Origin of the sequence: Streptomyces sp. 71268 (assembly GCF_029392895.1) — a bacterium.
GTDB lineage: Bacteria > Actinomycetota > Actinomycetes > Streptomycetales > Streptomycetaceae > Streptomyces.
Genome location: NZ_CP114200.1, coordinates 1,865,955 through 1,876,914, shown reverse-complemented (window position 1 = coordinate 1,876,914; position 10,960 = coordinate 1,865,955). Strand labels below are relative to the sequence as shown.

General features: G+C 71.7%; 13 protein-coding genes. 11 read left to right on the top strand and 2 right to left on the bottom strand.

Features of this window, described 5'->3' with window-relative positions:
• Positions 1 to 12 precede the first annotated feature (12 nt).
• Positions 13 to 1,188 (top strand): ferrochelatase, encoded by a 1,176-nt coding sequence (locus OYE22_RS06845; RefSeq protein ID WP_277319572.1) that lies wholly within the window; start codon positions 13 to 15, stop codon positions 1,186 to 1,188.
• Positions 1,189 to 1,279: 91 nt separating this feature from the next.
• Positions 1,280 to 2,104, top strand: a complete 825-nt coding sequence (locus tag OYE22_RS06840; protein WP_277319571.1) for an inositol monophosphatase family protein — start codon at positions 1,280 to 1,282, stop codon at positions 2,102 to 2,104.
• A gap of 89 nt (positions 2,105 to 2,193) precedes the next feature.
• On the opposite strand, the gene OYE22_RS06835 is transcribed toward OYE22_RS06840, so the two are convergent.
• Positions 2,194 to 2,364, bottom strand: coding sequence for a hypothetical protein (locus OYE22_RS06835; RefSeq protein ID WP_277319570.1), 171 nt, complete (start codon positions 2,362 to 2,364; stop codon positions 2,194 to 2,196).
• Between the two features lie 469 nt (positions 2,365 to 2,833).
• On the opposite strand from OYE22_RS06835, the gene OYE22_RS06830 reads away from it, so the two are divergent.
• The 4 genes from OYE22_RS06830 (at position 2,834) to OYE22_RS06815 (ending at position 6,379) form a co-directional block, all read left to right on the top strand.
• A complete protein-coding gene (locus OYE22_RS06830) occupies positions 2,834 to 3,487 on the top strand; it encodes a response regulator transcription factor (protein WP_176164527.1) in 654 nt (217 codons plus the stop codon).
• 6 nt (positions 3,488 to 3,493) lie between these two features.
• Positions 3,494 to 4,741: a HAMP domain-containing sensor histidine kinase gene (locus OYE22_RS06825; RefSeq protein ID WP_187117840.1), complete on the top strand. Its 1,248-nt coding sequence runs from the start codon at positions 3,494 to 3,496 to the stop codon at positions 4,739 to 4,741.
• Between the two features lie 462 nt (positions 4,742 to 5,203).
• A complete protein-coding gene (locus tag OYE22_RS06820; RefSeq protein WP_176164529.1) occupies positions 5,204 to 5,503 on the top strand; it encodes a DUF4193 domain-containing protein in 300 nt (99 codons plus the stop codon).
• A gap of 18 nt (positions 5,504 to 5,521) precedes the next feature.
• Positions 5,522 to 6,379 (top strand): hypothetical protein, encoded by an 858-nt coding sequence (locus OYE22_RS06815; RefSeq protein WP_277319569.1) that lies wholly within the window; start codon positions 5,522 to 5,524, stop codon positions 6,377 to 6,379.
• 53 nt (positions 6,380 to 6,432) lie between these two features.
• On the opposite strand, the gene OYE22_RS06810 is transcribed toward OYE22_RS06815, so the two are convergent.
• Positions 6,433 to 6,879 carry a DUF3093 domain-containing protein gene (locus tag OYE22_RS06810; RefSeq protein ID WP_277319568.1) on the bottom strand — a complete coding sequence of 149 codons (447 nt, stop codon included), beginning with the start codon at positions 6,877 to 6,879 and terminating at the stop codon, positions 6,433 to 6,435.
• A 59-nt stretch (positions 6,880 to 6,938) separates the two neighbouring features.
• Here OYE22_RS06810 and OYE22_RS06805 point away from each other — a divergent pair, with 59 nt between their 5' ends.
• From OYE22_RS06805 to kdpA, 5 genes are all read left to right on the top strand, one after another.
• The gene (locus OYE22_RS06805; protein WP_277319567.1) at positions 6,939 to 7,523 is read left to right on the top strand and encodes a PaaI family thioesterase; all 585 of its coding nucleotides are present in this window, start codon (positions 6,939 to 6,941) and stop codon (positions 7,521 to 7,523) included.
• Positions 7,520 to 8,035 carry a dUTP diphosphatase gene (gene dut / locus OYE22_RS06800; protein ID WP_277319566.1) on the top strand — a complete coding sequence of 172 codons (516 nt, stop codon included), beginning with the start codon at positions 7,520 to 7,522 and terminating at the stop codon, positions 8,033 to 8,035. The genes OYE22_RS06805 and dut overlap by 4 nt, the downstream gene beginning before the upstream one ends.
• A gap of 1 nt (position 8,036) precedes the next feature.
• Positions 8,037 to 8,822 carry a DUF3710 domain-containing protein gene (locus tag OYE22_RS06795; RefSeq protein WP_277319565.1) on the top strand — a complete coding sequence of 262 codons (786 nt, stop codon included), beginning with the start codon at positions 8,037 to 8,039 and terminating at the stop codon, positions 8,820 to 8,822.
• A 317-nt stretch (positions 8,823 to 9,139) separates the two neighbouring features.
• Positions 9,140 to 9,229: a K(+)-transporting ATPase subunit F gene (kdpF, locus tag OYE22_RS06790; protein ID WP_037896654.1), complete on the top strand. Its 90-nt coding sequence runs from the start codon at positions 9,140 to 9,142 to the stop codon at positions 9,227 to 9,229.
• 7 nt (positions 9,230 to 9,236) lie between these two features.
• Entirely contained in the window at positions 9,237 to 10,922 is a 1,686-nt protein-coding gene (gene kdpA, locus OYE22_RS06785) for a potassium-transporting ATPase subunit KdpA (RefSeq protein ID WP_277319564.1), read from the top strand.
• The last annotated feature ends 38 nt before the right edge of the window (positions 10,923 to 10,960 follow it).

Genomic DNA, 10,960 nt, shown 5'->3' with positions numbered 1-10,960 from the left:
AGGATCGATCGCATGTCAGCCGAGCCCCCTTCCGCACAGCCCGTTCCAGCCACCTCCGCCGCCCCGTACGACGCGTTGCTCCTGCTGTCCTTCGGTGGCCCCGAGGGCCCGGACGACGTGGTGCCCTTCCTGGAGAACGTGACGCGCGGCCGGGGCATCCCCCGCGAACGGCTGAAAGAGGTCGGCCAGCACTACTTCCTGTTCGGCGGGGTCAGCCCGATCAACGAGCAGAACCGCGAGCTGCTGCGGGCGCTGCGCGAGGACTTCGCCCAGTACGGCCTGGACCTGCCCGTCTACTGGGGCAACCGCAACTGGGCGCCGTACCTCACCGACACCCTGCGCGAGATGGTCCGCGACGGCCACCGCCGGATCCTCACGCTGGCCACCAGCGCCTACGCGTCCTACTCGGGCTGCCGGCAGTACCGCGAGAACCTCGCCGACGCGCTCGCCACCCTCGCCGCCGAGGGCCTTGAGCCGCCGCGCGTCGACAAGATCCGGCACTACTTCAACCACCCGGGGTTCGTCGAGCCGATGGTGGACGCGACGCTCGCGGCCCTGGCCGAGCTGCCCGAGCGGGCCCGCGGCGAGGCGCACCTGGCGTTCACCACCCACTCCATCCCCACGGCCGCGGCCGACACCTCAGGACCGGTCCCGGTGCACACCGAGGGCGGGGAGGGCGGCGCGTACGTGGCCCAGCACCGGGACGTGGCGCGGGTGATCGTGGACGCGGTGCGTGAGCGGACCGGCGTCGAGTACCCGTGGCGGCTGGTCTACCAGTCGCGCAGCGGCGCTCCGCACATCCCCTGGCTCGAACCGGACATCTGCGACCACCTGGAGGAGTTGCACGGCGCCGGGGTGTCCGGGGCCGTGATGGTCCCGATCGGCTTCGTCTCGGACCACATGGAGGTCAAGTACGACCTGGACACCGAGGCCCGGGCCAAGGCCGCCGAGCTGGGCCTGCCGGTGACCCGGGCGGCGACGGTCGGGGCCGACCCGCGGTTCGCCGCCGCGGTGCGGGACCTGGTCCTCGAGCGGGCCGCCACCGAACGGTTCGCCGCGGCGCCCACGCCGGGCTCGGCCCCGCCCGAGCGGTGCGCGCTGGGCGCGCTCGGGCCCAGCCACGACGTCTGTCCGGTGGGCTGCTGCCCGGCGCGCACCCCACGGCCGGCCGCCGCCGGAGCCGAGTGACCGGCCGGGCCCCGAGTCCGGCCGCGCCGGCCGCGGCGCCCGTGGCGCGGCCACCATGGAACATCGTTGTCCGCCCACCGCGAGGAGCACCGTGAACGACCAGCCGACCGGCGAGCTCAAGGCCGAACTCCTGACCGTCGCCCTGGAGGCGGCCCGCCGCGCGGGCGCGCTGCTGCGCGACGGCCGCCCCGCCGACCTGGGCGTCGCCGCCACCAAGACCAGCCCCATCGACGTCGTCACCGAGATGGACATCGCGGCCGAGCGACTGATCACCGACTTCGTCGGCGAGCGGCGCCCGGACGACGGGCTGCTCGGTGAGGAGGGCGCGAGCCGGGCGGGCACCAGCGGCGTGCGCTGGGTGATCGACCCGATCGACGGCACGGTGAACTACCTCTACGGACTGCCCTCGTGGTCCGTCAGCATCGCCGCCGAGGCGCACGGGCAGACGCTCGTGGGTGTGGTGGAGGTGCCGATGCGTGGTGAGACCTTCCGCGCCGTGGCCGGCGCCGGCGCTCACCTCGGCGACCGGCCGATACGCGTCCGCCCGGCGCCCCCCTTCGAGCAGTCGCTGGTCGGCACGGGCTTCAGCTACCTCACCGAGCGCAAGGTGGCCCAGGCCGAGGTCGTACGGGCGCTGCTGCCGCAGGTGCGGGACATCCGCCGGGGCGGCTCGGCCGCCATCGACCTGTGCGACGTGGCCTGCGGCCGGCTCGACGGCTACTACGAGCGCGGGCTCAACGCCTGGGACTACGCGGCGGGCGACCTCATCGCCCGGGAGGCCGGCGCGCACACGGGTGGCCGCCCGGGTGAGCCCCTCTCCCCGGATCTGGCCGTGGCCGCCACGCCGGGCCTCTTCGGCCCCCTCCAGAGCCGCCTGGAGGCCCTGGGCGCCTGGCACGACCAGTCGCGAGGCTGACCGCCAGGTCTGGGCCGAAGGCCCGCCGCGCCACCGTCCGGACGCGACGACGCCCCGGTACCGGGCGGTACCGGGGCGACGGGGTTGGGTCAGGCGGTGGCGCTGACCTGGACGCCGTGTTCGGCGGCCAGTCGGCGAAGATCGTCCAGTTCCGCCTGCTCGACCTCGACCAGGAAGTCGTCGCCCGTCTCGCGGGCGTGGGTCAGGTCGGTTTCGGTGGCCTCTATGCGCTGCAGAAGTCCTGCGGTGAACGCGTCCATGGTGCGCCCCCTCGTCGTGGGTCGGCTCGGTGGCACGGGCTGTGCCCTGGAGGTCCCCGCTCGCTGGCGGGAGGACGATCACGTACGCCGTCCCTGAAAGCGGCGAACGCTGCGAAAACGACAAACGCAGTCGAGTGCCACAGTCAGGGCGTGATCGCGGGGTGTGCAGTCGTCTTCCCCAGCCCTCCGCGCCGAGAAACCTCGGCCTGCCAAAGAAATCCTCGGCGCTTGCTCCGCTCCGAGAGGCCGGGTCCGCGCTCCCGTCGGGTCGTCCCTTACCGCCGGTTTATCGGGCTTGGGGGCAGGATGGAGACGCTCACCAGGCGTTTGCGTGGTGCGCCGCCCATCGGCAGATGTCCGTGAGGCGAGCGCGCGGCGAACATCTGGCCAGCGGACGGCGAACGCCGAGCACATTCAGTCGGCCCCGACGGGCCAGCCGCCCATCGGGGCGTAGGGAAAGGACAGCACTGTGCGTGTACTCGTCGTCGAGGACGAGCAGCTTCTCGCGGACGCGGTGGCCACCGGGCTGCGTCGCGAGGCCATGGCCGTCGACGTCGTCTACGACGGCGCCGCCGCACTGGAGCGGATCGCCGTCAACGACTACGACGTGGTGGTACTCGACCGCGACCTGCCCCTGGTGCACGGCGACGAGGTGTGCCGCAAGCTCGTCGATCTCGGCCTGCCCACCCGGGTCCTGATGCTCACCGCCTCCGGCGACGTGAGCGACCGGGTGGAGGGCCTGGAGATCGGGGCCGACGACTACCTCCCCAAGCCCTTCGCGTTCAGCGAGCTGATCGCCCGGGTGCGCGCGCTCGGCCGCCGGACGACCGTGGCGCTGCCGCCGGTCCTGGAGCGGGCCGGGATCAAGCTGGACCCCAACCGCCGCGAGGTCTTCCGCGACGGCCAGGAGATCCAGCTCGCGCCGAAGGAGTTCGCGGTCCTTGAGGTGCTGCTGCGCAGCGAGGGCGCCGTGGTCTCGGCGGAGCAGCTCCTGGAGAAGGCGTGGGACGAGAACACCGACCCGTTCACCAACGTCGTCCGGGTGACCGTGATGACGCTCCGCCGCAAACTGGGCGAGCCCGCCGTGATCGTGACCGTGCCCGGCTCCGGATACCGGATCTGACCGAGCATGGCCGCGACCCCTCCCCCCACCCCGCCGCTGCCCACCGCGCCCCCCAAGCCCCACTGGTCCCCCTCCGAACTGGGTCGCCCGCTGCCCTGGCTGCGCCCGACCATCCGGATACGGTTGACGCTGCTGTACGGCGGCATGTTCCTGATGGCCGGCATCCTGCTGCTGTCGATCATCTACCTGCTGGCCGCCGACGCCCTGCACAAGGGCAACGAGCTGCCCTTCCAGATCATCAACGCCGACTACCGGGCCACCAGCGACGTCTGCGACCTGCCCGACCGCGGCAACAGCGCGCAGTTCAACCACGCCGTGGCGCAGTGCATGCAGGGGCAGCGCGAGATGGCGCTGGACGGCCTGCTGCGCAGGTCGCTGCTGGCGCTGCTCGGGCTGACCGTGGTCGCCTTCGCCTTCGGGTACGCGATGGCCGGGCGCGTCCTGTCGCCGCTGGGCCGGATCACGCGCACCGCCCGGCAGGTGGCCGGCTCGGACCTGTCCCGGCGCATCGAGCTGGGCGGCCCGGACGACGAGCTCAAGGAGCTCTCGGACACCTTCGACGAGATGCTGGAGCGGCTCGGCCGGGCCTTCACGGCCCAGCAGCGCTTCGTCGCCAACGCCTCGCACGAGCTGCGCACCCCCCTGGCCATCAACCGCACCCTTCTTGAGGTGCAGCTCTCCGACCCGGACGCCTCGCCGGAGCTCACCCAGCTCGGCAAGACGCTGCTGGCCACCAACGAGCGCAGCGAGCAACTGGTGGAGGGGCTGTTGCTGCTCGCCCGCAGCGACAACGAGATCGTGGACCGTAAGCCGGTGGACCTGGCCGAGGTCGCCACCCAGGCGGTCGACCAGGCGCGTACGGAGGCCCAGGCCAAGGGGGTGGAGCTGCGCGGCGAGCGGCAGCCCGCGGTCCTCCAGGGCAACGGCGTGCTGCTGGAGCGGGTCGCGCTGAACCTGGTGCAGAACGCGGTGCGCTACAACGCCCCCGACGGCTGGGTGCGGGTGGACACCGTGCTGGAGCGCGCGGAGGCGGTGCTGGTGGTCTCGAACACGGGCCCGGTGGTTCCCGCGTACGAGGTGGACAACATCTTCGAGCCGTTCCGCCGGTTGCGTACCGAGCGGACCGGCAGCGACAAGGGCGTCGGGCTCGGCCTGTCGATCGTGCGGTCGGTGGTGCGGGCGCACGGCGGGCGGATCACGGCCGTGCCGCGCGAGGGGGGTGGACTGGTGATCCAGGTCTCCTTCCCGGTGTGATCACGCGGGTGCGGACCGGCCGCGACGTGCGACGCGTCACCCCGGCGAGCGGTGGGGGCGATTCCCAGGGGGCGCGCGGAAGCCTGGGAATTTGTTCGCTTTTAGCGGAATTATCCCGACGGGGCGAGATTCTTCGTCATGTGTTTTCGCTCACACGGACGAATTTTCGGCCAAGTACTCTCCGTAGCCGCCGAGAGTGGTGCAAAGCCGGGAAAATCCGGGTTTCCGAGGGTCCCGATCACGGGAAGTACCGGTGAGGGCGCGTGTGAAGGACCCCCCGCGCATCGTGTACCGTCCGACCGCCATCCAAGCCGATCACCTCTTCAGGGGGCCGGTTGGGTGTCGATTGAGTAACAGACCTTGATGTGAGGCAAAATCTCCGCCTCAGGTCGGGCACAAGTCCGGCCTCTCACGCGTTACGTGCGCTGGAGACACCGCAGATACCCAGAGGGGGAGAGCGACATGGCAACGGACTACGACACCCCACGTAAGACCGATGACGACGTCAACGAGGACAGCATTGAGGAGCTGAAGGCACGGCGGAACGACAAGTCCGCGTCCACCGTGGACGTGGACGAGTTCGAGCAGGCGGAGGGCCTTGAGCTGCCCGGCGCCGACCTCTCGAACGAGGAGCTCTCGGTGCGCGTGCTGCCGCGCCAGGCGGACGAGTTCACCTGCATGAGCTGCTTCCTCGTGCACCACCGGAGCCAGCTGGCCGCCGAGAAGAACGGCCAGCCGATCTGCCGCGACTGCGCGGCCTGAGGTACGGGCTCCCTTACGGTGCGGGACGTTTCCCAGCGGGATGACGCGAACGTCGAGCGGGGCCGTGCGGCCTCGCTCGCGGACGCCGTCGGCCGGGGCACCAAGGCCGCCGGCACCGGAATCAGGCGAACCGGTCGGGGCGTACGGGCGGGCGTGACCGCCGTCGCCGACCGGATCATCGCGAGCGCGCCCCGTGTTCCGGTGCGGGACCTCGCGACGCTGCGAGCGCAGTTCCCGGGGCTCGGCCCCGAGGAGATCGCGGACAAGCTCGTCGCGGGCGCCGTGGGCGCCACCTCGACCGTGGGCGCGGGCGTGGGCGCCGCGGCCATGCTGCCCGTTCCGCCCGCCATGCCCGCCGAGCTGGCCACCGAGATCGTCGGCGTGGCGACCATCGAGTTCAAGCTCATCGCCGAGCTGCACGAGGTCTACGGTGTGCGCGCGCCCGGCACCCTGCCCCAGCGCAGCGCCGCCTACCTCACGGCGTGGACCCAGGAGCGGGGCATCGACGTCGTCAAGCCCGCCAGCTTCAACGCGGCCCTGTCCGGGCCGGTCAAGCGCGAGCTGCGGCAGCGCATCGTCAAGCGCACCTTCCGCAACCTGCCCAACCTCGCACCGTTCATGATCGGCGCGGCCGTCGGGGCGATGATGAACCGGCGTGAGACCAAGCGGCTCGCCGAGAAGGTCCGCAAGGACCTGCGGGCCCGCCAGGTCCCCTGGGACCAGCTCCCGCCCCCGGAGCGAACCGAGCGGGCCGCGGGCGAGCTGTCGCCCGCTGAGCCCCCGCAAACCTCCACCCCGTCCCGACCGGCACCACGGCTTCCGGTGCCTCCCAAGGCGAAGCGGCGCCGCTTCGGCCGCCGCCGCCCCCGCGACTGAGCCACCACCCCGGCCGCGGCGTCGGCGCCCACTCGCGCTCCCGGACGGGACGGCTAGCTCGTGCGTACCGCCGCGATGGCCTGGGCCAGCTTCTTCGGGTGGCGCGTGGACAGGTACAGGTACGGCGTCGGGTCGGCCGGGTCGGTGACCTCGATCCGCAGCGCGGTGGGGATGTAGCTGCGCAGCAGCATGAACGCCCGCGGGTCGGCCTTGGGGCCGCGCCAGGCGACGGCCTCCGCCGGGTCGAGGACCTGGGCCTCGCCCAGCGCCTCCACCGGAATCCTCGCGTCCCCGGCGACCAGCGAATCCGCCACCACCCGGATGCGGACCGAGCCGTACGCGCTGATCGCGACGCTGGCGAGGGCCGATGCGCCGATCAGCCCGCCGAGCATGGCCAGGGTCCCCAGCGGCAGCAGGATCAGCGCCCCCGCCACACCGGTCAGGGCGGCGATGAACCACCAGAATCGGGGTGCGGTCAGGCGTTCCTCGTAAGGCTGCATGGTTTCCAGCTTGGCACGACGGAGCCCGCCGCCCACCAGCGCGGGTAAGGTCTGCACCCGTGAGTGGACGAACGACATCGCTGACGCCGCCGGTCGAGGCCGCGGCGCCGGTGCGACACCCCGAAGCGCCGGCGCCCGGCGAGCTGATCGGCGCGCACTACGAACAGTGCTTCGGCTGCGGCGACGCACAGCCGCACGGCCTGCACCTGGCGATCCGGGCGGGCGATGGCGTGGGCGTCACCGCGCGGTTCACGGTCAAGCAGGCCCACCAGGGCGCCCCCGGGCTCGCGCACGGCGGGGTGCTGGCCACGGCCCTGGACGAGACGCTGGGCTCGCTCGGCTGGCTGCTGCGGGTGATCGCGGTGACCGGGCGCCTGGAGACCGACTTCGTACGCCCGGTGCCGGTCGACACCGAGTTGTACCTGGACGCCCACGTGGTGGCGGTGCACGGGCGCAAGATCTACTCCACGGCGACCGGTCGGATCGGCGGGCCCGACGGGCCGGTCGCCGTCCGCGCGGACGCCCTGTTCATCGAGGTGAAGGTGGACCACTTCATCGAGAACGGCCGGCCGGAAGAGATCAACGCGGCCCTCTCCGACCCGGACCAGATCAAGGTCGCGCGTGCCTTCGAGGTGAATCCGTGAGCCGTGAGCCCGTAGACGTCCTGATCCGACGGGTGGACCCGTCGGTTCCGCTCCCCGCCTACGGGCATCCCGGCGACGCCGGGGCGGATCTGGTCACCACCGAGGCGGCCGAACTCGCCCCCGGCGAGCGCGCGGTGCTGCCCACCGGGGTGTCCATCGCGCTCCCGGACGGGTACGCGGCGTTCGTGCACCCCCGTTCGGGGCTCGCCGCACGCTGCGGTGTCGCCCTGGTGAATGCTCCGGGCACGGTGGATGCCGGGTACCGTGGGGAGATCAAGGTGATCGTGGTCAATCTGGACCCGCGCGAGAGCGTGCGGTTCGAGCGGTTCGACCGGGTCGCCCAGCTCATCGTCCAGCAGGTGGAGAAGGTGCGCTTCCACGAGGTGGTGGAGCTTCCCGGCTCGGCGCGCGCCGACGGGGGCTTCGGGTCCACGGGGGGCCATGCCGCGGTGGGCGGCTCATCGGGTGGGAATGGATACTCTTCGGTCGGTGCCGACCGGGAAGGACAGTGACGTGTTCGGACGTCGACGCAAGCGCAGTGAGGACGCCGTCGACCAGGTCGACAAGGGCGTGGCCGCCGAGGAGTTGGCCGAGGACACGGCGGACGACGTGGCCGACGACTCGGCCACGGAGGCGGAGCAGGTAAGCCTGCCGCCCGCGCCGCGCCCCGACGGACCGTGGGACATCTCCGAGGTCAGCAACCCCGGTGAGGGTCGCGTGGACCTCGGCGGGCTGTTCGTGCCCGGGGTCGAGGGCATGGAGCTGCGGGTCGAGGTCGCCGGGGACTCGATCGTCGCCGCGACCGTCGTGCTGCGGGACAGCGCGGTGCAGTTGCAGGGCTTCGCCGCCCCCAAGAACGAGGGCATCTGGCGCGAGGTGCGCGAGGAGATCGCCAGCGGCATCACCCAGCAGGGCGGCGTCATCGACGAGGTCGAGGGCCCGCTCGGCTGGGAGCTGCGGGCCCAGGTCCCGGTGCAGCTGCCGGACGGCACCAACGGCGTGCAGCTCGTGCGGTTCGTCGGCGTGGACGGGCCGCGCTGGTTCCTGCGCGGCGTGATCTCGGGCCAAGGCGCGGTCCAGCCCGAGGCGGCCGGGCTCCTTGAGCAGATCGTCCGGGACACCGTCGTGGTGCGCGGCGAGTCGCCGATGGCCCCGCGCGACCCGATCGTCCTCAAGCTGCCCGACGACGCGCAGATGGTCGCCGAGGGTGGCGTGCAGCAGGACGAGGCGGCCGGCTCGCGGTTCGCGGGCGGCGTCGACCAGCTCCAGCGCGGCCCCGAGATCACCGAGGTCCGCTAGCCGGAACGCGCGAGCACGGCCCAGGTCATGGCCGGAAACTGACCTTCAGCGGTGGGCTCCACTCCGTTTCGCGGAGTGGAGCCCACCGCTTTTGCGCAGGTGGTGGCGGTGCGCGTAGGGAATTCGTCAACGCGGCGCGGGTGGCCGTATGAGAGCCGTCAACGGACGACTCGACGTGTTCTGCGGGGGGTTTGCTCTAGGGGTCCGAACGGCTTTACGAACCTCTAGGAGCTCACGATGGCCGACCTGGCCTTCGTCGTCACCACGATCGCGGTCTTCGCGTTGGTGGCACTCGTCGCCAAGGGGGTGACGAAGCTGTGACCGCCGAGAACGTCGTCGGCCTGATCGTGGCCGTCGCCCTGCTGGGCTACCTGGTCCTCGCCCTCGTCTTCCCGGAGAGGTTCTGAGCTCGACATGAGTCCTGTCCTCGCGGGAGTGCTCCAGCTCGCCGCCCTCGTCGGGGCGCTGGCCCTGGTGCACCGGCCTCTGGGCGACTACCTGGCCGCCGTCTACAGCTCCACCCGGCACCTCCGCGTGGAGAAGTGGATCTACCGCTGCATCGGCGCCAACCCGTCCGTGCAACTGCGCTGGCCCGCCTACCTGCGCTCGGTCCTCGCCTTCTCGCTGGCCGGCGTCCTCTTCCTCTACCTGCTCCAGCGCGTCCAGGGCAGCCTGCCGCTCTCGTACGGCTTCACCTCCATCTCGCCGCACCAGGCGTTCAACACCGCCGCCTCCTTCGTGGCCAACACCAACTGGCAGTCCTACTCGGGCGAGCAGTCGATGGGCCACGTCGTACAGACCGGCGGGCTCGCGGTGCAGAACTTCCTCTCGGCCGCCGTCGGCATCGCCGTGGCCGTCGCGCTGGTCCGCGGCTTCGCCAGGTCCCGCACCGGCGAACTCGGCAACTTCTGGGCCGACCTGGTGCGCGGCCTGGTCCGGGTGCTGATCCCGATGGCCGTCATCGGCGCGCTCGTGCTGGTCGCCTGCGGCGTCATCCAGAACTTCGCCGGCATCCACGAGATCGGCCAGTTCGACGGCGGCGTCCAGCAGACCAACGGCGGAGCGGTCGCCTCCCAGGAGGTGATCAAGGAACTCGGGACCAACGGCGGCGGCTACTTCAACGCCAACTCCGCGCACCCCTTCGAGAACCCCAACGGCCTGTCCAACCTCTTCGAGATCTTCCTGATCCTGGTCATCCCCGTCTCGCTGACCCGCACCTTCGGCCGCATGGTCGGCAGCACGCGCCAGGGCTACGCGATCCTCGGCACGATGGGCCTGATCTGGCTCGGCTTCTCCGCGCTGATGCTGTGGACCGAGTTCCACCACGGTGGCGCGGCGCTCCAGGAGGCGGGCGGCGCCATGGAGGGCAAGGAGACCCGGTTCGGCGTCGCGGGCTCCGCCCTGTTCTCCGCGACCACCACGCTGACCTCCACCGGCGCGGTCAACTCCTTCCACTCCTCCAACACCGGCCTCGGCGGCGGCCTCGACCTGCTCGGCATGATGCTGGGTGAGATCGCCCCCGGCGGTGTGGGCTCCGGCCTGTACGGCATGCTGATCATGGCCGTCATCGCGGTGTTCATCGCGGGCCTGATGGTCGGCCGTACGCCCGAGTACCTGGGCAAGAAGATCGGCACCCGCGAGATCAAGTTCGCCGCCTGCTACATCCTGGTCACCCCGACCCTCGTGCTCGGCTTCACCGCCGCCTCGCTGGCCCTGGCCACGCCGCCGGACTCGGTCCTCAACACCGCCGGGAACTCCGTGCACGGCAGCGGCGCGCACGGCTTCTCCGAGATCCTGTACGCCTTCACCTCCGGCGCCAACAACAACGGCTCGGCCTTCGCCGGGCTGAACGCCAACACGCAGTGGTACAACACCACGATCGGCCTGGCCATGCTGCTCGGCCGGTTCCTACCGATGGTCTTCGTCCTCGCCCTGGCCGGTTCGCTGGCCGAGCAGCAGCCCGTACCGAAGACGGCGGGCACCCTGCGCACCGAGCAGCCGCTGTTCGCCGGGCTCCTGGTGGGCGCGATCCTGATCATCACCGGGCTCACCTTCTTCCCCGCGCTCGCCCTCGGACCGCTGGCGGAGGGCCTGGCATGAGCCGCACACCCATCACGACCGACCTTCCCGAGGAAGCC

Excerpts from the sequence above, each read along its gene's own strand:
- OYE22_RS06820 (WP_176164529.1), top strand. The coding sequence starts at position 5,204 with ATGGCAACGGACTACGACACCCCACGTAAGACCGATGACGACGTCAAC.
- OYE22_RS06810 (WP_277319568.1), bottom strand. The coding sequence starts at position 6,879 with ATGCAGCCTTACGAGGAACGCCTGACCGCACCCCGATTCTGGTGGTTC.
- kdpA (WP_277319564.1), top strand. The coding sequence starts at position 9,237 with ATGAGTCCTGTCCTCGCGGGAGTGCTCCAGCTCGCCGCCCTCGTCGGG.
- OYE22_RS06845 (WP_277319572.1), top strand. The coding sequence starts at position 13 with ATGTCAGCCGAGCCCCCTTCCGCACAGCCCGTTCCAGCCACCTCCGCC.
- OYE22_RS06825 (WP_187117840.1), top strand. The coding sequence starts at position 3,494 with ATGGCCGCGACCCCTCCCCCCACCCCGCCGCTGCCCACCGCGCCCCCC.
- OYE22_RS06835 (WP_277319570.1), bottom strand. The coding sequence starts at position 2,364 with ATGGACGCGTTCACCGCAGGACTTCTGCAGCGCATAGAGGCCACCGAA.